25 protein-coding genes are annotated in these 20,527 nt (G+C 37.7%); 11 read left to right on the top strand and 14 right to left on the bottom strand.

Annotation, left to right across the window (positions count from 1 at the left end):
* Positions 1 to 113: 113 nt before the first annotated feature.
* The gene (locus tag AC1Z3T_RS20385; protein ID WP_100886232.1) at positions 114 to 1,274 is read right to left on the bottom strand and encodes a glutathionylspermidine synthase family protein; all 1,161 of its coding nucleotides are present in this window, start codon (positions 1,272 to 1,274) and stop codon (positions 114 to 116) included.
* Positions 1,275 to 1,308: 34 nt separating this feature from the next.
* Positions 1,309 to 1,689 (bottom strand): hypothetical protein, encoded by a 381-nt coding sequence (locus tag AC1Z3T_RS20380; RefSeq protein ID WP_004824014.1) that lies wholly within the window; start codon positions 1,687 to 1,689, stop codon positions 1,309 to 1,311.
* A 216-nt stretch (positions 1,690 to 1,905) separates the two neighbouring features.
* Between AC1Z3T_RS20380 and AC1Z3T_RS20375 the strand changes: the two genes are divergently transcribed.
* Positions 1,906 to 2,490: a nucleotidyltransferase family protein gene (locus tag AC1Z3T_RS20375; RefSeq protein WP_005034853.1), complete on the top strand. Its 585-nt coding sequence runs from the start codon at positions 1,906 to 1,908 to the stop codon at positions 2,488 to 2,490.
* 120 nt (positions 2,491 to 2,610) lie between these two features.
* Here AC1Z3T_RS20375 and AC1Z3T_RS20370 read toward each other — a convergent pair whose 3' ends face one another.
* Both AC1Z3T_RS20370 and AC1Z3T_RS20365 read right to left on the bottom strand, forming a co-directional pair.
* Entirely contained in the window at positions 2,611 to 3,576 is a 966-nt protein-coding gene (locus tag AC1Z3T_RS20370; RefSeq protein ID WP_004824018.1) for a TerC family protein, read from the bottom strand.
* 289 nt (positions 3,577 to 3,865) lie between these two features.
* Positions 3,866 to 4,405 (bottom strand): cysteine hydrolase family protein, encoded by a 540-nt coding sequence (locus AC1Z3T_RS20365; protein WP_100886231.1) that lies wholly within the window; start codon positions 4,403 to 4,405, stop codon positions 3,866 to 3,868.
* On the opposite strand from AC1Z3T_RS20365, the gene AC1Z3T_RS20360 reads away from it, so the two are divergent.
* Positions 4,404 to 4,529 (top strand): hypothetical protein, encoded by a 126-nt coding sequence (locus tag AC1Z3T_RS20360; protein ID WP_262773596.1) that lies wholly within the window; start codon positions 4,404 to 4,406, stop codon positions 4,527 to 4,529. The two genes, AC1Z3T_RS20365 and AC1Z3T_RS20360, sit on opposite strands and share 2 nt — an antisense overlap.
* Before the next feature lie 106 nt (positions 4,530 to 4,635).
* Here AC1Z3T_RS20360 and AC1Z3T_RS20355 read toward each other — a convergent pair whose 3' ends face one another.
* Positions 4,636 to 5,844 (bottom strand): sugar transporter, encoded by a 1,209-nt coding sequence (locus AC1Z3T_RS20355; RefSeq protein ID WP_004824022.1) that lies wholly within the window; start codon positions 5,842 to 5,844, stop codon positions 4,636 to 4,638.
* A gap of 174 nt (positions 5,845 to 6,018) precedes the next feature.
* Between AC1Z3T_RS20355 and AC1Z3T_RS20350 the strand changes: the two genes are divergently transcribed.
* The 3 genes from AC1Z3T_RS20350 (at position 6,019) to AC1Z3T_RS20340 (ending at position 7,085) form a co-directional block, all read left to right on the top strand.
* Positions 6,019 to 6,306, top strand: a complete 288-nt coding sequence (locus tag AC1Z3T_RS20350; protein ID WP_004824024.1) for a GNAT family N-acetyltransferase — start codon at positions 6,019 to 6,021, stop codon at positions 6,304 to 6,306.
* Between the two features lie 53 nt (positions 6,307 to 6,359).
* Positions 6,360 to 6,644 carry a GNAT family N-acetyltransferase gene (locus AC1Z3T_RS20345; RefSeq protein WP_100886230.1) on the top strand — a complete coding sequence of 95 codons (285 nt, stop codon included), beginning with the start codon at positions 6,360 to 6,362 and terminating at the stop codon, positions 6,642 to 6,644.
* Positions 6,645 to 6,710: 66 nt separating this feature from the next.
* Positions 6,711 to 7,085, top strand: coding sequence for a hypothetical protein (locus tag AC1Z3T_RS20340; RefSeq protein ID WP_058971384.1), 375 nt, complete (start codon positions 6,711 to 6,713; stop codon positions 7,083 to 7,085).
* A 45-nt stretch (positions 7,086 to 7,130) separates the two neighbouring features.
* Here AC1Z3T_RS20340 and mpl read toward each other — a convergent pair whose 3' ends face one another.
* Positions 7,131 to 8,498, bottom strand: coding sequence for a UDP-N-acetylmuramate:L-alanyl-gamma-D-glutamyl-meso-diaminopimelate ligase (gene mpl / locus AC1Z3T_RS20335; RefSeq protein ID WP_100886228.1), 1,368 nt, complete (start codon positions 8,496 to 8,498; stop codon positions 7,131 to 7,133).
* Between the two features lie 205 nt (positions 8,499 to 8,703).
* On the opposite strand from mpl, the gene AC1Z3T_RS20330 reads away from it, so the two are divergent.
* From AC1Z3T_RS20330 to AC1Z3T_RS20310, 5 genes are all read left to right on the top strand, one after another.
* Complete coding sequence (locus tag AC1Z3T_RS20330; RefSeq protein WP_100886227.1) at positions 8,704 to 9,273, top strand: hypothetical protein; 570 nt, start codon at positions 8,704 to 8,706, stop codon at positions 9,271 to 9,273.
* 65 nt (positions 9,274 to 9,338) lie between these two features.
* Positions 9,339 to 9,683, top strand: a complete 345-nt coding sequence (locus tag AC1Z3T_RS20325) for a DMT family protein (RefSeq protein ID WP_004824031.1) — start codon at positions 9,339 to 9,341, stop codon at positions 9,681 to 9,683.
* A 293-nt stretch (positions 9,684 to 9,976) separates the two neighbouring features.
* Positions 9,977 to 10,489: a 5-(carboxyamino)imidazole ribonucleotide mutase gene (purE, locus tag AC1Z3T_RS20320; RefSeq protein ID WP_004718991.1), complete on the top strand. Its 513-nt coding sequence runs from the start codon at positions 9,977 to 9,979 to the stop codon at positions 10,487 to 10,489.
* A gap of 15 nt (positions 10,490 to 10,504) precedes the next feature.
* Positions 10,505 to 11,626 carry a 5-(carboxyamino)imidazole ribonucleotide synthase gene (locus AC1Z3T_RS20315; RefSeq protein ID WP_100886226.1) on the top strand — a complete coding sequence of 374 codons (1,122 nt, stop codon included), beginning with the start codon at positions 10,505 to 10,507 and terminating at the stop codon, positions 11,624 to 11,626.
* A 626-nt stretch (positions 11,627 to 12,252) separates the two neighbouring features.
* Positions 12,253 to 13,542: a lytic murein transglycosylase gene (locus AC1Z3T_RS20310; RefSeq protein ID WP_004824037.1), complete on the top strand. Its 1,290-nt coding sequence runs from the start codon at positions 12,253 to 12,255 to the stop codon at positions 13,540 to 13,542.
* 71 nt (positions 13,543 to 13,613) lie between these two features.
* Here the strand turns inward: AC1Z3T_RS20310 and AC1Z3T_RS20305 are convergent, their stop codons facing one another.
* On the bottom strand, positions 13,614 to 13,997 hold the full coding sequence (locus AC1Z3T_RS20305) for a hypothetical protein (RefSeq protein WP_010590990.1): 384 nt from the start codon (positions 13,995 to 13,997) through the stop codon (positions 13,614 to 13,616).
* Positions 13,998 to 14,108: 111 nt separating this feature from the next.
* On the bottom strand, positions 14,109 to 15,029 hold the full coding sequence (locus tag AC1Z3T_RS20300) for a matrixin family metalloprotease (protein WP_100886225.1): 921 nt from the start codon (positions 15,027 to 15,029) through the stop codon (positions 14,109 to 14,111).
* Between the two features lie 75 nt (positions 15,030 to 15,104).
* Here AC1Z3T_RS20300 and AC1Z3T_RS20295 point away from each other — a divergent pair, with 75 nt between their 5' ends.
* A complete protein-coding gene (locus AC1Z3T_RS20295) occupies positions 15,105 to 15,692 on the top strand; it encodes a hypothetical protein (protein ID WP_228153650.1) in 588 nt (195 codons plus the stop codon).
* A gap of 10 nt (positions 15,693 to 15,702) precedes the next feature.
* Here AC1Z3T_RS20295 and AC1Z3T_RS20290 read toward each other — a convergent pair whose 3' ends face one another.
* From AC1Z3T_RS20290 to grpE, 6 genes are all read right to left on the bottom strand, one after another.
* Positions 15,703 to 16,215: a hypothetical protein gene (locus AC1Z3T_RS20290; RefSeq protein ID WP_100886223.1), complete on the bottom strand. Its 513-nt coding sequence runs from the start codon at positions 16,213 to 16,215 to the stop codon at positions 15,703 to 15,705.
* 2 nt (positions 16,216 to 16,217) lie between these two features.
* A complete protein-coding gene (locus tag AC1Z3T_RS20285; RefSeq protein ID WP_009584741.1) occupies positions 16,218 to 16,634 on the bottom strand; it encodes a hypothetical protein in 417 nt (138 codons plus the stop codon).
* A gap of 103 nt (positions 16,635 to 16,737) precedes the next feature.
* Positions 16,738 to 17,034 (bottom strand): putative quinol monooxygenase, encoded by a 297-nt coding sequence (locus AC1Z3T_RS20280; protein WP_100886222.1) that lies wholly within the window; start codon positions 17,032 to 17,034, stop codon positions 16,738 to 16,740.
* A gap of 50 nt (positions 17,035 to 17,084) precedes the next feature.
* Complete coding sequence (locus AC1Z3T_RS20275) at positions 17,085 to 17,456, bottom strand: MerR family transcriptional regulator (protein WP_228153649.1); 372 nt, start codon at positions 17,454 to 17,456, stop codon at positions 17,085 to 17,087.
* 209 nt (positions 17,457 to 17,665) lie between these two features.
* Positions 17,666 to 19,609, bottom strand: coding sequence for a molecular chaperone DnaK (gene dnaK, locus AC1Z3T_RS20270; RefSeq protein ID WP_005034883.1), 1,944 nt, complete (start codon positions 19,607 to 19,609; stop codon positions 17,666 to 17,668).
* Between the two features lie 166 nt (positions 19,610 to 19,775).
* The gene (gene grpE, locus AC1Z3T_RS20265) at positions 19,776 to 20,315 is read right to left on the bottom strand and encodes a nucleotide exchange factor GrpE (protein WP_100886220.1); all 540 of its coding nucleotides are present in this window, start codon (positions 20,313 to 20,315) and stop codon (positions 19,776 to 19,778) included.
* Positions 20,316 to 20,527 lie beyond the last annotated feature (212 nt).

Raw genomic sequence — 20,527 nt, 5'->3', positions numbered from 1 at the left:
TCTCACTGGATAAATCCCTTAGTTTAAGTAGTGGATATGATATTTAGAGATTTTTTAAATGTTTAATCGCCAAAATAATGACAGTGTTGTACTGAATATTGGTCTGTTTAAAATTACTCTATAAAATAATGGGCTGCAAAATGTGCATCATTCCCAATAATGTCAAATTCATCTTCTCGAATCGACATACCTGCACAAGTATGTCCAACCATCCATAAACCCAGTGTTGGAAGTTTACCGTCATACAATGGGGTATTGACCCATTTTTGCGCAATATAACCGTATTTATCATAATCATCAAAGTAGAAGCTTCCTGAAGCAGCACCCTGATCAATATTATCTTCTACTACACGGATATTTGCGCCTTCTCGGGCGAGAATAGGCTTTTTCACCCATTTGCCTTGTAATGAAACATTGGTATCGAAGGCATGGGATTCAAGTAAATAAGGATGGTTTGGAAACTTTTTCCAAAGTTCTACCAAAATTGCTTTATTTGACAGCAACATTTTCCAACATGGCTCCACCCATTGTGTTGTGGGTTTTAAATATTGAGAAAAGTTTTCTTCCCAGACCCATTCCCAAGGGTACAGTTTAAATAGCTGATCAATCGATTGATCATTCAAATCCACAAAGTTTTGTCCATCCCATCCGATATTTTCCATCGAAAGTTCGGACACACGATGACCTGCTTGAAACGCCGTATCCATTAAATATTCGAGATTTCCCCAATCTTCACGTCCGGCTTCTTGGCAAGCAGCGAAATGAATATGCGAACCTCGTGGAAAAATCGTTTTCCAGCGATTAATCAGGTCTTCGTGAATACTGTTGAATTGATCACGATGCGGAATATTTTCCACTTGTTCAATCCAATGCCACTGAGCAACTGAGGCTTCGAGTAACCCCGTGGGTGTATCTGCATTGTATTCCAGCATTTTGATTTGACGACCATCATAGGCAAAGTCAAATCGACCATAGAGCATGGGTGCATGGTTGTGCCATGAATGTTCAATGAGTGGGATTGCAGCCTGTGGAATTTGAAAATAATCAGGATAATCACCTTTTTGAATGATTTCTCCAGCCACTTGCATGCACATCTGGTGTAATTCATTCGAGGCATCTTCAAGTTGCTCAATTTGCTTTAGGGTAAATTCATAAGCAACCCCTTCAGACCAGTAAATGGAGCCATCCAGAGAAGGTAAGTTGTAATAATCAAAACCAATTTTTTCGTGTTCTTGTTGCCAGTTGGGACGAGCTTGGAAGCATTTTCTTTTCATAATATTCTAAATCATAAGATTGCGTATAAGATGTCTAACCACCAAAAGAGAACCCACTGCGCCCAAAGCCTCCACGCACAGGCGAAGATTTGCTATTACTTTTGGTGACTTGAGAAACCTGTGGTTGTCCAACACTTAGATTTGTAGAGGGTTCAACTTTACGTCCTAAATAATTTACTTTGCGATTGCCTTCATAATATTGTGGACCAATAAAGCGAGAGCCAGCATAGTATCCACCAGAAGAATGACTACCAGAAGAACTTGTTGCTGTTTCCTCTTCACAGAGATCAGTGTTCCAGTCATATGAACAGTCATATTGGCTATTATAAACATCTTGAACAAGGGGTTTGTTATTGCTACTGCATGCTGTAATTAAAAGAGGGACTACAACCAGACTGATTTTTTTTGAACGCATGATTAGCCTTAGATCATCGAGTATTTTTATCTATTTGCTTTATAACATGATAAAAAGAAATTGTTTTATGCGCTGTATGATATGAGGATGTATGTTGAATGTACAGTCTGTGATTTATAAAATTGTTTTTTATCTGGATAATCGTCTGAAAATAAATCGATATTCAAACCATTTAGACATTGAATGATTGCGAAATAGCTTTGAATAAAAAGAGCCATGAACTATACAAAACAGCTTGAACAGATGATTTATAGCTCCCCTCAACTGATGATGAGGTTACAGTATTTGCGAGAACTACATGCAGATGCCTATTTGAGTGCAGGGGTCATTCGCAATATGGTATGGTCTAATTTACACGATCAGGTTTATTGTCTTGATGACACCGAGATTGATGTGATTTTTTATGATTTAAAAGATCAATTAGGGGGTGAAGAACGGCGTTTAAGCCAAGAATTAAAACAAAAATTCCCAAGCAATGATTGGGATGTGGTCAATCAAGCCTATGTTCATCTATGGTACAAAACCGATGATGGGAATGCGATTAGTCAATATTCTTCATTATTTGATGCTTTATCTGTTTGGGTTGAAACCTCAACTGCAATAGCTGTTCGTCTACAACAGTCTGGTCAATTAGAATGGATTGCGCCTTTTGGGCTCAATGATTTATTTGAGTTAAAGTTAAGATGGAATGCTCGTTTAGTCAGTTATGCCACCTTTGTACAACGAATCGAGTCTAAGCGTTTTTTGCAGAGATGGGACAAATTGGTCATTGTCGATCAACCATTTAGAGATCAGGAATAGCTCAGTAAAGAATGAATTCAATATTCCAAAACATCCCATGATCAAGTGGTATTTAAAACGCATTCCTTGCTTAGGATGTCCTGATAAAAAAGCCCTCCGAGTGGAAGGCTTGGTTTAGTTTTATAAACGGGTTTCCTGATGCTTTTTGTTATGGCGGATCGACAGCCAAGCGGTAATGGTCAATACAATAACAATGAACCCTAAAGAAATCCAAATTGGCATATGGAATACATCCAACATTAACATTTTAAAACCAATGAACAGTAAGATAATTCCTAAACCGTAAGGTAAATAGTGCATCTTAGACGCAGCACCAGACAATAAGAAGAACATCGCACGCAAGCCTAAAATTGCCATTAAGTTCGCCGTGAGTACAATAAAGGGATCACTGGTGACCGCAAAAATAGCTGGAATTGAATCGACAGCAAAGATCACATCAGATGCTTCAACTAAAATTAATACTAGAAATAACGGCGTTGCCCAAAGTACACCATTTTGACGGACAAAGAATTTAGCGCCTTCCAGTTTAGGTGTAATGCGCATGTGTTTACGTAGCCATTTTAGAATCGCCATATCTTCGATATTGGTTTCTTCCTCATCTTGACCTTTCAGGAATTTGAATCCTGTATAAACGAGGAAAGCACCAAAGATATAGAGGACCCAAGAGAACTCTTGAACGAACCAAGCACCAATAAAGATAAATAGAGTACGTAAAATAATTGCCCCTAATACACCATAGAGTAAAATTTTACGCTGTAAGCCTTGGGGAATTGCAAATGCAGCAAAAATCATCAACCAAACAAAAACATTGTCAATTGCTAAGGATTTTTCTAAGAGATAGCCTGCAAAGTATTCCATGGTTTTCGTATTGGCTATGGCAACACCCGCAGTTTGCTGTAAATACAGCCATAAACCGCCACCAAATAAAGCAGCGACACTGACCCACGCAATACTCCAGTAGGCAGCAGTTTTAATTTTAACGTCTTGACCTTCTTTTTGCTTAAAGCCTAAAAAGTCAATCAGTAACATCACAATGACGATAGCGAAGAACGCTAAATACAGCCATGGATTGCCTATAGATTCCATAAAATTCTCCGAATCTGGCAATCAGGCATAAAAAAACCTTGACCTGTTGCCAGATGATTAAACATCTGTATCAACATGATCAAGGTCTTGCCTACATTTTAGCGTTTATAACATGACTAAAATGCTCAGATACCGGCTTTTCAAAGCGTAATGACGATATTCTGATTGGAGGAGGCTACTCCCCTTGTTCAATAAACTGTGTAAGAAATAAAAATTTCTTTATATGCGCAGAGAGTCGCACATTTATTTGAAATGTGCAAATATTGAATGTATTTTTATGTAGCTCAAATTATATACAAAATTCAGCGCAGGTTTTTAGCTGTGCAAAAGCCTGACTGAGTGTTTGATGATGGTGTTGAATAATCAACTGCGCATTGAGTACGGCTGAATCTACAGTACTGTGTGCATCTGAAATCAATTGCACCTTAAATCCTAAATCTTTTGCTGCACGACAAGTGCTATCTATGCAAAATTCAGTTTTTAAACCGCAAACAATCAGCTCTTTTATATTCAATGACTTCAATCGTTGTTCTAAATCAGTTTGAAAAAAACAATTTGGGCGAGTTTTTTCCAACACCTGATCAACATCATGATCAATGTTTAATTCTGCAATCAATTGAGTCATTGGACTATGAGGTGCCATAGCAGTATTGGCAGCACCCACATGACGGATTGCAAACACGGGAATGTCCTTTAGATGAGCATATTCAATGAGTTGATTGATATTTTGCAATAATTGATGAGCTTCAAATGGAGGCTGTGGAGCGTGAAACAAACCATTTTGCATATCAACAACAATTAAGGCTTGTTTATTTTGAAGAGCTGACATGAATTTCTCCGTAACGATGTGCCTAATCACGGAGCCAAAAAATAACCCCGCACATTTGGCAGGGTTGGTTTTACAATTTATTTTAAATGCAAAAAACCACACTGCCGATGCAGTGTGGTGGTGAATAATCTAACGAAAAAGAAAGTTTGCATTGATCATCATATAATGACTAGATAACTTTGATTAAATTAAAGTTATTGAGTCGAGATGTCACTTTAAAATTTGTAAATTTAAGCTTTTTGAATAAAATCTTTACGTTGTACCAACACTAAAGCGAGTAGCGTACCCAATACAGCAATGATACCGCCAACCACACCAATATGATTGAGCCCATAACTGGCAGTAACTAGACCTCCGAGTAGTGCCCCACCACCGATGCCGACATTGTAAAGTCCAGAATAAATGGCCATCGCCACATCTGTTGCATCAGAAGCTAAATTTAATGCTTTGGCTTGTTGAGCTAAACTAAAGCAAATAATTGCCATTCCCCAGAACAAACTCAACACACTGAAACTGACAAAATCGATGCTTAATGTGGTCAATAACAGCATAGAAATCGCCAGTATCAGACTGCTGAGTGGGATCGGCAATTTGGGATATTTTTTAGCAAATTTTCCAAATAAATAGGAGCCAAAAAAGCCTGCTGCGCCATAGATGAGTAATAAGGTTGTGGTTTGTGTTGAGCTAAAATGTGCAACATTTAAGGCAAAAGGTTCGATATAACTATAAGCCGTAAACTGTGCTGTAATCACAATCACAGTGAGTGCAAAGACCATCATCAAACTAGGGCGTTTTAGAAATACTTTTAAGCTGCTTAAAGAGCCTGAATTAACGCTTGGTAAGCGTGGTAATGTTTTGGCTAAAATTAAACAGACAACAGCTGCGCCAATGGCGATCAAACCAAAAGTATTACGCCAACCATAAGATTCCCCCACCATTCTGCCAAAAGGAATACCTAAGACCATCGCCAATGCTGTACCTGTAGCCAAAAGACCTAAAGCTTGAAACTCCTTACCTTTGGGTGCGACACGAACAGCTAGCGAGGCAGTGATCGACCAAAATAGCGCATGCGAAAATGCGATACCAATTCGGCTGGCAAGCAGTACATCAAAACTCCATGCAAAATAAGACAAGGCATGACTGGCGACGAAAACCATAAATAAGCCAATCAGCAAAAAGCGTCTTTCGATATTTTTGGTGAGGAGCATAATAGGCAAAGAAATCGGCGCAACTACCCATGCATATAGAGTAATCATGATGCCGACATCCGTGGCTTGCATACTAAAACTTTTACCAATATCGCTGAGTAAAGCTACGGGTACAAATTCTGTGGTATTAAAAATGAAAGCAGCAAAGGCAAGGCTGATTACACTGACCCATTGCTGCGTTTCACTGGGGGCAGATTGGGGTATGGGCGTTTGGGGAGAGGAACTGGACATGATCATATTTTCAAAGATTAGCACTAAATTTTAGGCTGATTTTTGCCTAAAGTTAAGCTTAAGTTTTGATACATAAAAATTAGGATTGTCGGACAAAACTTAACGATAAACCCAATAAACTTATGGCATTTTGAATGTACTTTTAAGTTTGTATGTATATAAAGAGTAAATAAAATGTTAGAAATTAGACACAAAGATGATGGAAAAAAAGGTGAGTTTTATATTGGTGAAGACGGTCACCATTTGGCTGAAATGGCATATACATGGGCAGGTGAAAATATGTTGATTATTGATCACACACTTGTAGAAGATGAGTTGCGTGGTCAAAGTGTGGGACGTAAGTTATTGGATCAAGTGGTGGATATGGCACGTTCAAAAAATGTGAAAATTATCCCTCTATGCCCTTTTTCAAAATCTGTATTTGATAAAGATCAATCGATACATGATGTTTTGAAATCTTAAGTTTGCTTTGTTAAAGTGGAATTGTGTCATAAATCATTAATGAGAAATAATAGATGCAATTCCAACATATCGATAATCAACATAAGGGTGAGTTTTTCTTAGATAATTCACAAGGACAACGTATTGCTGAAATTAGCTACGTTTGGAGTGGCGAGCAGCAGATTATTGCCAACCACACTTGGGTTGATGATTCCCTACGCGGTCAGGGTATCGCCCGCCAATTATTAGATACTTTGGTTGAATTTGCGCGTGAAAAACAACTAAAAATTGTGCCAACATGTTCATATGTGGATGTGATGTTTAAACGTGAAAAAAGCTTTGCAGATGTCAAAGCATAGATAGATATACATACATTTAATGTCCTACCTGGATTGGACTGTTAAAATTGAGTTAGATACTTCAATATGTTAAAAAAAATTCTGATCGCTTTATCATTATTGATCAGCCCTATACTAAGTTATGCAGAAAGTTGTTTTGAATTAAACTTACGCGCTTATCAAAAAGAGCAAGAGATCAACCCACGTTGGGAATTAGTGGCTCAATCGAAACATCGTATATATTTTTATTCAGCGCCTAAAAACTTTTGTAAAATGAATGATACTTTTGTTATTCAAAATGATAATGTTACAGCATATTCAGTGTATAAAGATCGGGCAAAACAAGCGTGGGTCTATGTGGTATTTAATGATCCAAATCAACATATAGAAGATGACTTGGTTGAAGGATGGGTCAAACTTAAAGATTTTAAAGCTTTGCAGAAAACAGCGACCCCAGATTAAACGAAAAAAAACCACATTTTGTGGTTTTTTTCATTTCTAGAAAACTTATTTTGCTTTTAATGCAGTAATTAGTTTTTGGTGTAATCCACCAAAACCGCCGTTCGACATGATCACTACGGCATCGCCCTCGCCTGCCTCAGTGCGAATGGTATTGATAATCTCATCTAAGGTACGAGCCACAACAGCTTTATTTGTGGCAGCATCAATCACGGGCTGTAAATCCCAATCCAAGCCTTCAGGTTGATACCAAATGACTTCATCTGCCAAACGTGCAGAATGCGCCAACCCGTCTTTATGGCTACCCATACGCATGGTATTTGAACGAGGTTCAATGACTGCCCATAGTTTGCGTTCGCCTAAGCGTTTGCGTGCACCTTCTAAGGTTGTATCAATCGCTGTTGGATGATGGGCAAAATCATCGTATACCTCAATACCTTTTACAGTATCGAGCAATTCCATACGGCGTTTCACCCCACCAAAATTCGACAAGGCTTCACAAGCCGTTGCAATGTCGACACCTACGTGCTCCGCAGCAGCAATCGTTGCTAAGGCATTGGCAACACTATGCTGCCCTGTCATATTCCATTGAACTTCGCCTTTGACTACGCCGTGTTGTAAGACTTTAAAATGTGAACCATCCGCAGAAAGTTGCTCCGCATAGACTTCAGCACTGTCGTTGGCATCTAATGAGGTCCGAACCACTGGTGTCCAACACCCCATTTGCAAAACTTCATCAATATTGGTTTCAGTGATCGGTGCAATAATGCGACCTTCGCTGGGAATGGTGCGGACTAAATGATGGAATTGTTTTTGAATCGCAGCCAAATCATCGAAAATATCGGCATGGTCAAATTCAAGATTATTTAAAATCGCAGTTTTTGGATGATAGTGTACGAATTTAGAACGTTTATCGAAGAACGCAGAATCGTATTCATCTGCTTCTACACAGAAGTATTTTCCTCCGCCTAAACGTGCACTTTCACTAAAACCTAAAGGTACACCACCAATTAAAAAACCTGGATTTAATCCTGCCTGATCCAACACCCATGCCAACATGGTTGTAGTGGTGGTTTTACCATGTGTGCCTGCAACACCTAAGACATGTTTACCTTGTAATACATGGTCAGCAAGAAATTGTGGTCCTGAAATATAGGGCAAACCTTCATTCAACATATATTCAACAGCATCAATACCACGTTTCATGGCATTACCAACAATCACAAGGTCTGGGTGGGGCTGTAAATGGCTACGGTCATAGCCTTGCATCAAGGTGATACCTGCATTTTCAAGCTGGGTTGACATCGGCGGATAAACATTTGCATCTGAACCCGTAACCTTATGACCTAAATCACGTGCCAATAATGCCAATGAGCCCATAAAGGTGCCGCAAATACCCAAAATATGCAGATGCATTCGTTTTAACTCCAGTGCTTTTATAGACTCATCACTTTGTGCTTGTGATGTAGCCGATTCATTTGATTTGAGAGCAACGATAGCAAGGCTTAAAGCGAAAAGATAGTTTTTCTTGTTACGATTTTAAAGCATAGCTTTTGCGGATAAAATCCTGCATATTTGCAGTTGAATATAGGTGCTCGCATAAATTTTATTATTGCCAAACATGTCAAAATCTCGGAAAAGAACAGCAAAAAAATTCGTCTTAAATCAGGTTTATCCTTATTCTTCGATCAGTAGTTTATTGATTGCTTTGCCAATGATGTTGATTTATGGCATTGCCTATTATTCTTTGTTGGGTGACGGTTTTTATTTAGGTCCAGTAAGCTTAACGTTTTTGCTTTATTTTGCTACAACGACAAGGATAATCCGACTATTTTCTAAAGATGTCACCATTTGGTTTGATGATCAGTCTATGTATCTTCAATTCAATCAAAAAGCGCCACAAAAATATGCCAAACAGGAAATTTTAGGTTTTTACAGCTATGATTATTCAACCAAATCACCTTTATTATTCAATTCAAAAGTTTCCATTCATTTTTATCTTGATCAGGGTCAAAAAATATTTTTAAATGATTCTTCTTATAGAAATATCGTTGATGAAGAAAAGCGTCTAGTATTACTTAAATTTTTAAAAACAGCTCAAAGTGAGCTTGAGTTTTCTCCCCTTCATGCCAAATCTAGATTCTTTGCTCATCATGTGTATTGGTACGCGCGTCAGCATGATCGAGATTGAAGGTTTTTCACTTTTAAAAAAATGCAGTGTAATCTATTGAGGCATACATCATTGTTGAGCTAAAAATGGCTTTATCTCTACCGCTTTTATTGCTGATTATCTCCAATTGTTTTATGACTTTGGCTTGGTATGGTCATTTAAAGTTCCTCCATGAAGCACCTTTGTGGCAAGCCATCTTATTTGGTTGGGTGATTGCCCTACTTGAATACAGCTTTATGATTCCTGCGACTCGCCTTTTGGCTCAACATGGTTGGTCATTGGGACAAATGAAAATTACCCAAGAAGTGGTCACACTCTTGGTATTTGTTCCTTTTATGATTTTTTTATTTAAACAGCCTTTTAAGTTGGACTATCTGTGGGCAGGATTGTGCTTGTTGGGATGCGTATTTTTTGTCTTTAGAAGTCAGTAAGATCAATAGACAAAGTTAAAATAATGATGGTTTGAGTTAGGAATACATCATTATTTTTTGACCTGATGAGTTGACTGGCTTTTTCTATTTTTATGTTGTTTAGGGACTCAAGCCTGATATTGCCCTTCGACTCAAGCGCTTAAGGTGGTTAAATTAAAAAATATTGCATTGCTACGTCTGTTAAATTTTCGTGAGATGAAAAATCAGTCTATAATAGCGAGCTTCTTGATATTCATTTAAACACTGATCACCAGTATTTAAACTTCCTTACATTGGTTTATGGAATATATGCAATGAATGCGGCCGCTGTACAAGACGCTCCTCTAGTTGGAATTATCATGGGTTCTCAATCAGATTGGGCAACTCTCGAAAACACTGCCAATATGCTTAAACAGCTTGGTGTTCCTTTTGAAGCTGAAGTTGTTTCTGCGCATCGTACGCCAGATCGCTTATTTGAGTATGCTGAAACAGCACGTGAACGTGGTATTCAAGTGATTATTGCTGGTGCAGGTGGCGCAGCGCATCTACCAGGGATGTGTGCAGCAAAAACAGATCTACCGGTGCTTGGTGTGCCAGTGAAGTCTTCGATTTTAAATGGTGTTGATTCGTTATTATCTATTGTGCAGATGCCTGCTGGTATTGCCGTAGGTACATTGGCGATAGGTCCTGCTGGTGCAACCAATGCCGCGATTATGGCAGCACAGATTTTAGGTTTAACCCGTCCAGAGATCGCAAAAAATGTTGCAGATTTCCGTGCGGCACAAACTGATAAAGTGGCTAGTAAAAACATTCCGGGTCAAGCTTAAAACGGGACACAGGTTATGAATAAAACCATCGGTATTTTTGGTGGTGGTCAACTCGGCCGTATGATGGCGCAAGCTGCGCTACCGTTAAATATTCAATGTACTTTTCTTGAAGCCAATACAGATTGTCCATCTGCGATATTAGGGCAAGTATTTTCAACAAAAGCTGAAAATGGCTTGCAGGACTTTATTGCAAGTGCGGATGTATTTAGTTTGGAATTTGAAAATACACCATTGATTGATGTAGATGTATTGACCAAACATAAGGACTTACATCCACCACGCCAAGCTTTAGCCATTGCACAACATCGCCTTTCAGAAAAAGCGTTGTTTGATGCGTTAGAGATTCCAGTTGCGCCGTATAAAGCGGTAGATTCTCTGGATAGCCTCAAGCTTGCAGTTGCTGAATTAGGACTGCCGATTGTCCTGAAAACCGCGACTGGTGGTTATGATGGTAAAGGTCAGTTTGTATTACGTTCAGAAGATCAAATTGACCAAGCTTGGACAGAGCTTGGTCCAGCAGGTTCGTTAATTGCTGAAAGCTTCGTTATTTTCTCTCGTGAAGTTTCAATTATCGCAGTACGTGGTATTGATGGAGATGTAAAAACTTGGCCATTGGCTGAAAATCATCATCACAATGGTATCCTTTCACATTCGATCGTTCCTGCTCCAAATAGTTCAGATTTGCAACCTGTTGCACAAGACTATATCACTCGCCTTTTAAATCATTTGAATTATGTGGGTGTGTTGACTTTGGAGCTGTTTGTCACTGAAAAAGGCTTATATGCCAATGAGATGGCACCACGTGTGCATAACTCGGGGCACTGGTCAATTGAAGGTGCTGTATGCTCGCAATTTGAAAATCATGTCCGAGCGGTTGCTGGTTTACCTTTAGGTTCAACAGAAGTTGTACGTCCAACGGTGATGGTCAATATCATTGGTCAATATCCACCATTGGAAGAGGTTTTGGCATTAGAAGGTGCTCATGTGCATCTTTATAACAAGACTGAGCGTGAAGGTCGTAAAATTGGACATATCACGTTGATGCCAAATGATTCTAAGGAATTAACGACGCTATGCCGTCACTTAGCAAAAATTCTGCCAAATCCACTGTCATTAAGTGAAGATATGAGCATCTAAACTCACTATTGTGTGTAAAAAAAGCAGTCAAGGTGTTGGCTGCTTTTTTCTTTTTCGATGTTCTGTATGATGGCATTCCTTTATTTTTTGGGTATTTTGATCTCAACTTACATCGAAAAATGACATATAAAAATAACAACGAGCTTTAAAAAGAAGTATTTTAAATCTCAAAAAATCAATAATTTTTTGAATTCAAAACCATTCATGCTGCCCAACTCAATTGTATCATTCTAGACTTATCCACAAAAAATCTAAGACATAAAATTAAATATTTTGAATTTAAAACTTTAAATTTAAAGCAGATGGAGATTTGAATTTAAAATCAATCTTGTGGATAACTCGCATTGTTAAATTTTTGGGGTGTGTTGTGGATAAAAACTAGAACAATTTGAATTTAAAAATGTGCAGAAAAATAAGAATTAATTTGAATTCATAAATGAATTTAAAACTGTATGTTGGGGGCTTGTGTGGATAACTTTATTTTAAATTCAAAGTTACGATGTTGAGAGTTTTGAATTTAAAATTGGAAAATGAATTCAAAATTTACGTTTTTACATCTGTCATTTTATTCACAGGCTGTTATGGTATTCAGATAATTTAAATTTAAAACTATTTTTGTGGATATTATGCGCCATTTAACTTTGATTTGTGGATCTGTTTTATTCGCGGCATCACATGCCAATGCTGAATTAATTATTAATGGTCAGGCGGTGTCTAGCTCACCAGTGACAACAACTCAAGATACAACTTATACACCTAATTCTAATTTTCAAAGCTGTATTGCAAATTTACGTTCACAAGCTGTGAGCTCTGGTGTAAGCGGTTCAACCTATGATCGTTATACACAAAATTTAACGCCTGATTATTCCGTCATTAGTAAATTAGACTATCAACCAGAGTTTTCTACTCCGATTTGGGACTATCTTTCAGGTTTAGTCGATGAAGAACGTGTTGAAAAAGGGCGTCAAATGCTGAGCCAGCATCGGGATGTTCTTAACCGTGTTGCGGCTGCTTATGGTGTTCCTGCAGAAACAGTGGTTGCCGTTTGGGGTGTAGAAAGTAATTTTGGAGATATTTCTGGAAAATATCCATTATTACAAGCCTTAGGGACATTAAGCTGTGAAGGGCGTCGCCAAAGCTATTTTAGAGGTGAGTTTTTTGCCACGATGCGTATTTTACAACGTGGAGATTTACGCGAAGATCAACTGAAAGGCTCATGGGCTGGTGCATTCGGTCATACTCAATTCATGCCTTCTACCTATGAAGAATTGGCTGTGGACTTTGATGGTGATGGACGTCGTGATCTGGTTTCAAGTACTTCTGATGCTTTAGCTTCAACCGCTAATTTTTTGAAAAAGCGTGGATGGCAAACAGGAATGCCTTGGGGCTTTGAGGTAAAAATTCCTGCAGGTGCATCAGTGTCTGGAGAAAGTCGCCGCAATAAAAAATCACTCAGTTCTTGGGTCAATCGTGGTTTTACACGTGTCGATGGCACACCAATCATTCAAGGAAACTTATCTGAAGGCTCTCAAGCTGGTTTAATGATGCCTGCGGGTGCAAATGGTCCAGCATTTTTGGTGTTTAAAAACTTTGATGCAATCTATTCCTATAATGCTGCTGAAAGTTATGCACTCGCAATTGCACATTTATCAGATCGTTTACAGGGTAAAGGAGGATTCCAAACGGCTTGGCCAACAGAAGATGCTGGAACATCTCGTGCAGAACGCCGTGAAATTCAAAACTATTTATTGAAGAAAGGCTATGCGATTGGCGATGCTGATGGTCTGATTGGTGATAAAACTCGCCAAGCTATTCAACAAGAACAGGTCAAATTAGGATTAAGTCCAACAGGTCGAGCAGGGCAGCAGATTTTAAAAGCATTTAGAAATGAGGCTGCAAAAAGTATGATGCAGTAAAGATATGTTGTATTCAGGGCAACGAATACAATAAAAAGGTCTGCAATTGCAGACCTTTTTATTGATTGGATTTATTCAATCGCAGATTGATCGATTTTGACAGCTTCTAATACATCTAAAATGACCGCAGTAACATCCTGAGTGTGATCTCGATCATTAAAGATTTCATGTGCAGTAATAGTCACATCGGTATCACTAGGCAATTGCTTCTGTTCTTCTTCGATCAAATGCTGGATTGGAAGTAACGTTTGTTTGATTTCAAGATGTAAAATATCTGTAAACTCAATATTTTCATCTTCCAGTTCAATAATTTGCTCATTGAAGTAAGGCAATAAAATAGAATGAAGGTATGGCTGAAGTTCAGTAATATCATAAATTTCAATATCACGAGTTTGCTCAATCGTGCTGATATGATCATTTACTTCCAGAATAATATGATAATAGCTCACAGTCATCTCCTCAATTCATTGCGTCTTCAGTTCACAATAACATGAATTTGAAAAAAATAATTTAAATACATAAGAAAATTATGGATTTAAATGCTGATGGTTCATTATTAAATTTTCTTATCGTTGTCTTGAGTTTAGCATGGCTAAATCAGCTTGAGTTAATCTAAAATTTTTCAAATCTTGTTCTTTCATCATCGGATACATGAGTGCTTTAGGATCATTATTATGTGCAAGACCTAAAGTATGACCCAGTTCATGTGCAATGGTGACTCTTAGATCTGCATCGGACTCAAATTCATAAATATTAATGGTTTTACCATCAAAGACACCTTTGTCAAATTGGCGTGGCTGAAAACGCATATTAAACTGATCAACAGATTGATTATATTGATGGTTCACTGAATTAAGCTGTTCAACTTGACGGTTTAATGTATCCACTTTTTGGTTATAAAGATCTAATTGTTGTTTTAATTGACTCTGTTCAATGATCAATTGATTTTTTTGTTGATCTAATTCAAATCTTGCAGATGCATCTAAATTTTGCCTTGATTGATTAAGTGCATTGATCAGTTGATTATATTGTTCAACTTTATGTTGATAACTACGCTTTTGAAAGTCTACTTCTCGATTGGCTTGATTTAATTCAAGATGCAGTTGTTGAATTTTTTGCTTTTCACTTTGAGAATATTGTTGGGTATTTTCTAAGGTGCGTAAGGCTTGAGTTCTGGCACTGGACTCAGCTTGGCGCTCATCATAAATCAAATTAATCGTCAGCTTTGCCTGATCGTCATAAACAAATAAACTTTGCATTGTACCTAAGTGCCATATGTCAGCCGCTTCTTGCGCTAAATTTTTTACCTGTGCTTTGCTCAGATGGAAGCGAGGATCAACTTCACCAATGCGATAACGCAATCGAGTATCTAAAGGGTGTGTAATGCGATCAATCGCTGAATTATGGTTGAGTTGCGGATACATCATGCGTTGAATCGCAAAATATGCCGTAAAAATAATGACGCTAACAATAATCCAGAAACGCATGCTTGCTTAAAAAAATAATTTTTGTTATCGATAATTTATCTGAAAATTACACAATCGCAAAGACTGATGAATGGAATGTTGATTTTAGGCTGGATTTTTTTAATTGCGGGCATTTGCTGTTGGGTGAATGTCATATATTGCTTGGTACAGCTCTTTCGAGCAAAGTTAGTGCTAGAAATGCCTTTGGTGCAAAAGTCTAAAAATTTTAGCGTTACTCATAAAGGTGGTTATTCAATTTGGCAGGAAGGACCATTATTTAAACTCGCACCTCTGGCTTTTATTCACCCTATAATCGTCAATCTCGATTCACAAGAGGAGGTTAAATTGACCCCAAGTCTAGGACGACCACATAAAAATAGTTTTACACGAGGTTCAAATTTAATGTTTTATTGTGAGTTGGAGGTTGGAAATTACAACTTAACGATTGTTGAAGGCTCATCATTAAATCAGTTAGAAAAACAAATTTCCCAGAAAGTGATTGATCACTTACCAATAAATAAAGTCCTTGATCAGCAATACAATCTACAAATAAAACACAGCCTCAGCAAAAAACAACGACTAATTATGTTGATATGTATATTTGCAGGATTATTTTTATTCATGAAAGGATTGTTTACCCTATTACAGCTCAGTTTAGGAATTAGGATGGAAGGCGTGATCTGATCAATTTTATTTAGGGGCTAAACAGGATATGAATATCAATAAACAGCAGGATAAATGCCAGTGCACTTAGGAATCTGTTCATCCAAACGGATATGCTTAAGTATTCAGTAGTGATATACAGGGATTTAAATTGTAAGGGATGTCGCATGATATAACTGATTTTCTGTTTAAACGCTGCGGTGACAGCGTATTGTTGTTTTAGAACAACTTGCCGCACAATAAAAGCATTTATCCACCAAAATACCAGTAAAATCATTAAAATAATCAAGATACTCAACCCCAATCGAATCCAATCATTCTGCTCAAAAAAAGCTAATTCAGTATAAAAATGGCTCATCAGTACGATGCTGACCAGTAACATCGTGCGATAAAAACTTTGTTGGATAAATTGAAGATGCAAAGGGTGGTTGAGTTTTTGCGTATCTGAGCGACTGACAATCTTGCGGGCAACAAGAGCAAATACATGACATAGAATTTCTAGAAAGACGTATAAAGCAAGGCTTATGCTGAGGACTTTATACATGATTAATCGTGTTCAAAAATAGGTTGATACAGTGAGGGTGTCACTAAAATCATCAATAAAATACCTGAACAGACAAAGGCAAGATCGTTAAAAATCGCAGCATAACTGGTCATGTAAATCCAGTGCATATACGGCATGAAATAAAGTAAAAATGTTGGAAAAAAACTATAAAGATAGGCTTTTCTTGCCCATTCTTTTTTCAAGCATAAGCCAAAAGTGATGATGAGTATAATTAAGCCTGCAACAGACATCACTGCCAACTCCCAAGTCTGTGGGTCTTGATAGAGGGTTTTATCAAGTAGTATTAACTCAGGTTCAGTGCAGTATATGTCTATGATTGCCGCAATAACGGGCAAAAAAAACTGAGCAAGGATCAAACTATAATAAACAGCGGGTGAAACAGCAGGGGAGTTTTTCATCGTTTGATCCATTATTATTGTGATAATTAAGATAAAAGATTTAATGCGGATTAGCAATTCATCATCTTGAAAAATCACAATGGGCTTAGCTATACATGAGGTCTTATAACACGCAATCGCTAACGAAATGCTGTACCACTTCAGTTAAATTCCGTGCCAAATATTCTTGAGTATAAACCTGCTTAAAATGAGCCTGATACGCTTGTTCTGAATCAAAGCGTTCCCAGAGCAGTAAACGTCTTGGCTCTTGTTGACATTGATGCAGTTGGAACATGCTACATTCTGGTTCTTGTAGAAGGGTCATTGTGCATAATGATTGTAAAGCTTCACGGGTTTCTAAGATTTTATTTTCATCTAGTATTCTTAATTCTGCGGTGATGTAAAAGCCTGAATGAAACATGTTTTTTACTCCGATTTAAAGTAGGAAGTAAAAAGCTTAACTGCTCGAGTTCACTCTAGCTCAAGCATTTTTTCAGCATAAATTTTAATTTTATAGTCAACAATAGTTTGCTCTTGTTGAAGTCTTTGAATTTCCAGTTTTAATTGAGCAGAATGCTCAATCAGAAGCTGTTGTCTTTGTTTTAAAGTGTGTTCTCCCTGTAAACGAAATTCGGCAAAATTTTGAATTTTTTCTAAAGGCATTCCTGTTGATTTTAAACGTTTGATCCATTCAAGCCATTCTAAATCAAGTGAAGTATACACACGTTGTCCTGACAGATTACGATGGATGTTTTTCAGCAACCCAATTTGTTCATAGTAACGTAGTGTATGGATGGATAAACCTGTTTTTTTAGAAATGTCAGAGATTAGCAAAGCACACACTCCATATAGTCAATCTGTTGAAAAATGCAAACAGTAAAATATAATTTCTCTGAACCCATAAAATCAATGCGATGAAAATAGTGTTGAATGATATAAAACTTTCATTGCCACGCTTTAGATCTAAAGTTTAAATAGACTTGTATAAAGATGATTTGCCAGCATAAAAAAACCGCTCAATCTCTTGAGCGGTTTTCGATTAAAGCGACAAATTATTTTTTGTCATCTTTTACTTCTGTGAATTCAGCATCGACTACGCCATCATCAGCTTTTTGCTGTTGTTGACCTGCATCACCACCGAATTGGTTCGGGTCAAAGCCTTGTGCTCCACCTTGACCTTGAGTAGCTTCATAAGCACGTTGAGTGATCGGCATAATGATGTTTTGTAAAGCTTCAGTTTTCGCTTTGATTGCTTCAACATCATTTTCTTTCGCAGTTACTTCTAATTCAGAAACTGCTGTTTCAATTGCAGTTTTTTCATCAGCAGTGACTTGCTCGCCAAGATCTTTAACTGCTTTATTTGCAGAAGCAACTAAAGCATCAGCTTCGTTACGTGCTTTTGCAAGTTCTTCAAACTTACGATCTTCTTCAGCATTTGCTTCAGCATCTTTGATCATTGCTTCGATTTCAGCATCAGACAAACCTGAGTTTGCTTTAATCTGGATTGATTGCTCTTTACCAGTGCTCTTATCTTTAGCAGATACTTTCAAGATACCATCAGCATTAATGTCAAATGATACTTCAATTTGTGGCACACCACGTGGAGCAGGTGGGATATCGCCTAATTGGAAGTTACCCAACAATTTGTTTTGTTGAGCCATTTTACGTTCACCTTGGTAAACTGAAATGTCTACTGCTGGTTGGTTGTCTGCTGCTGTAGAGAATACTTGAGATTTCTTCGCAGGAATCGTCGTGTTTTTCTCAATAATTGCAGTTAACACACCACCCATGGTTTCAATACCTAGTGTTAACGGTGTTACGTCAAGTAAAAGTACGTCAGTTTTGTCACCAGACAATACTGCACCTTGAATTGCAGCACCGATAGCAACAGCTTCATCTGGGTTCACATCTTTACGAGGTTCTTTACCGAAGAACTCTTGTACTTTCTGTTGAACCATTGGCATACGTGATTGACCACCAACCAAAATCACGTCAGAGATATCAGAAGTCGAAAGACCTGCATCTTTAAGCGCAATTTTACAAGGCTCAATCGTACGAGCAACTAAGTCAGCAACTAAACCTTCTAATTTCGCACGTGTTACATTCATCACTAAGTGTTTAGGACCTGTTGCATCCGCAGTGATGTATGGCAAATTAATTTCAGTAGAATTTGATGAAGAAAGCTCAATTTTGGCTTTTTCAGCAGCTTCTTTTAAACGTTGCAATGCAAGAGGATCTTGTTTCAAGTTGAAGTTTTGTTCTTTTTTGAACTCTTCAACCAAATAGTCGATCAATGCATTATCAAAGTCTTCACCACCAAGGAATGTATCACCATTGGTAGACAATACTTCGATTTGTTGGTCGCCATCTAAGTCTGCGATTTCAATGATTGATACGTCAAATGTACCACCACCTAAGTCATATACCGCAACTTTACGGTCGCCTTCTTTTTTGTCCATACCGAACGCAAGTGCAGCAGCAGTCGGTTCGTTAATGATACGTTTAACTTCTAGACCTGCAATACGACCAGCATCTTTCGTTGCTTGACGTTGAGCGTCATTGAAGTAAGCAGGTACAGTAATAACTGCTTCAGTTACTGTTTCACCTAAATAATCTTCCGCAGTTTTTTTCATTTTTTTCAAAATTTCTGCTGAGATTTGTTGAGGTGCAAGTTTTTTATCATTCACTTCCACCCAAGCATCGCCATTGTCTGCTTTGATGATTTTGAATGGTGCAATACCGATATCTTTTTGTACAGCTTGATCTTCGTATTTACGACCGATCAAACGTTTGATCGCGAATAATGTATTTTTAGGGTTAGTCACTGCTTGACGTTTAGCAGATTGACCTACAAGAATTTCGCCATCTTTATATGCAACGATAGAAGGTGTTGTACGCGCGCCTTCAGCATTTTCAATTACTTTAACTTTATCGCCTTCAAGTACAGCAACACATGAGTTTGTTGTACCTAAGTCAATACCAATAATTTTAGCCATAAATCTATTCCTCTAAATTCTTTTGAATCCCTTTTATTTCTCCCTTGAGAAAGGAAGCGTTAAAAGGATTTTCTTGTTATCCGATATGAGAGCCATTCAAAAATTTTCAAGTCATTATTTGAGAAAATTCATGAAAATATTTTCAAAAAGCCCTCATTTATTAAGCTTATTGACCCACCATGACCATTGCAGGGCGAAGTAGTCGACCATTTAAGGTATAACCTTTTTGCAAAACGGTACCAATTTGGTTGGCAGCTGCATTTGGGTCGATCCCTACGGCTTGGTGTAAGTCAGCATTGAAGCCATTTGTGGTATCTGCTTCAACAACACCAAATTTTTCTAAAGTGGTAAGAAGAGATTTTAACGTGAGTTTTACACCTTCAAGTACAGGCGTTTCTTCATCGCCACCTGCCTGAATCGCACGTTCAAGATTGTCTACAGAATCTAATAATTCTTTTGCAAACTTCTCCAATACCGTATCTTTATGTTTTTCAGCATCGCGTTGAATACGCTCAACGCTTTTTTGTGCTTCATATACTGCATTTGCCGTACGGGCTTTTTCCAGTTTTAAACTCTCTTCTAAATTGCTGATTTGAGCTTCTAAAGCTTCAACGGTAACTTCAACCTGTTCATTTTCAGTCTGAGTTTGCTGTTCTGCTTGCTCGTTTTGAAGATCTTGGGCTTCTTGATTTTGCTCAGTTGCCATTGATTTACTCCGTTTAAATGGGTTCTTAAACATGTACAGTCCTTATCGGCAGCAGTTTTGCACTGTGTTCATTTTTGAACTGCCATGGTCGTTTAATTCGTCAATGAATATGAAATGTGGGCGAGCTACTAAAATTCAAGCAAGATTGAATATTATTTAATGAAATTCAGCAAAAAAACTCAGAAGCGTAACTGAATAACATATAAATCTTA

Source organism: Acinetobacter sp. B-6 (assembly GCF_056930735.1).
Note: the sequence above shows the minus strand (reverse complement) of the source record. Positions and strands in the feature narration are given on the sequence as shown.

Excerpts from the sequence above, each read along its gene's own strand:
- AC1Z3T_RS20310 (WP_004824037.1), top strand. The coding sequence starts at position 12,253 with ATGCGCCATTTAACTTTGATTTGTGGATCTGTTTTATTCGCGGCATCA.
- AC1Z3T_RS20360 (WP_262773596.1), top strand. The coding sequence starts at position 4,404 with ATGAATTTCTCCGTAACGATGTGCCTAATCACGGAGCCAAAAAATAAC.
- AC1Z3T_RS20280 (WP_100886222.1), bottom strand. The coding sequence starts at position 17,034 with ATGTTTCATTCAGGCTTTTACATCACCGCAGAATTAAGAATACTAGAT.
- AC1Z3T_RS20325 (WP_004824031.1), top strand. The coding sequence starts at position 9,339 with ATGGCTTTATCTCTACCGCTTTTATTGCTGATTATCTCCAATTGTTTT.
- AC1Z3T_RS20285 (WP_009584741.1), bottom strand. The coding sequence starts at position 16,634 with ATGAAAAACTCCCCTGCTGTTTCACCCGCTGTTTATTATAGTTTGATC.
- AC1Z3T_RS20295 (WP_228153650.1), top strand. The coding sequence starts at position 15,105 with ATGTTGATTTTAGGCTGGATTTTTTTAATTGCGGGCATTTGCTGTTGG.
- dnaK (WP_005034883.1), bottom strand. The coding sequence starts at position 19,609 with ATGGCTAAAATTATTGGTATTGACTTAGGTACAACAAACTCATGTGTT.
- AC1Z3T_RS20305 (WP_010590990.1), bottom strand. The coding sequence starts at position 13,997 with ATGACTGTGAGCTATTATCATATTATTCTGGAAGTAAATGATCATATC.
- purE (WP_004718991.1), top strand. The coding sequence starts at position 9,977 with ATGAATGCGGCCGCTGTACAAGACGCTCCTCTAGTTGGAATTATCATG.
- grpE (WP_100886220.1), bottom strand. The coding sequence starts at position 20,315 with ATGGCAACTGAGCAAAATCAAGAAGCCCAAGATCTTCAAAACGAGCAA.
- AC1Z3T_RS20350 (WP_004824024.1), top strand. The coding sequence starts at position 6,019 with ATGTTAGAAATTAGACACAAAGATGATGGAAAAAAAGGTGAGTTTTAT.
- mpl (WP_100886228.1), bottom strand. The coding sequence starts at position 8,498 with ATGCATCTGCATATTTTGGGTATTTGCGGCACCTTTATGGGCTCATTG.
- AC1Z3T_RS20290 (WP_100886223.1), bottom strand. The coding sequence starts at position 16,215 with ATGTATAAAGTCCTCAGCATAAGCCTTGCTTTATACGTCTTTCTAGAA.
- AC1Z3T_RS20345 (WP_100886230.1), top strand. The coding sequence starts at position 6,360 with ATGCAATTCCAACATATCGATAATCAACATAAGGGTGAGTTTTTCTTA.
- AC1Z3T_RS20375 (WP_005034853.1), top strand. The coding sequence starts at position 1,906 with ATGAACTATACAAAACAGCTTGAACAGATGATTTATAGCTCCCCTCAA.
- AC1Z3T_RS20385 (WP_100886232.1), bottom strand. The coding sequence starts at position 1,274 with ATGAAAAGAAAATGCTTCCAAGCTCGTCCCAACTGGCAACAAGAACAC.
- AC1Z3T_RS20365 (WP_100886231.1), bottom strand. The coding sequence starts at position 4,405 with ATGTCAGCTCTTCAAAATAAACAAGCCTTAATTGTTGTTGATATGCAA.
- AC1Z3T_RS20355 (WP_004824022.1), bottom strand. The coding sequence starts at position 5,844 with ATGTCCAGTTCCTCTCCCCAAACGCCCATACCCCAATCTGCCCCCAGT.
- AC1Z3T_RS20330 (WP_100886227.1), top strand. The coding sequence starts at position 8,704 with ATGTCAAAATCTCGGAAAAGAACAGCAAAAAAATTCGTCTTAAATCAG.
- AC1Z3T_RS20340 (WP_058971384.1), top strand. The coding sequence starts at position 6,711 with ATGTTAAAAAAAATTCTGATCGCTTTATCATTATTGATCAGCCCTATA.
- AC1Z3T_RS20380 (WP_004824014.1), bottom strand. The coding sequence starts at position 1,689 with ATGCGTTCAAAAAAAATCAGTCTGGTTGTAGTCCCTCTTTTAATTACA.
- AC1Z3T_RS20370 (WP_004824018.1), bottom strand. The coding sequence starts at position 3,576 with ATGGAATCTATAGGCAATCCATGGCTGTATTTAGCGTTCTTCGCTATC.
- AC1Z3T_RS20315 (WP_100886226.1), top strand. The coding sequence starts at position 10,505 with ATGAATAAAACCATCGGTATTTTTGGTGGTGGTCAACTCGGCCGTATG.
- AC1Z3T_RS20300 (WP_100886225.1), bottom strand. The coding sequence starts at position 15,029 with ATGCGTTTCTGGATTATTGTTAGCGTCATTATTTTTACGGCATATTTT.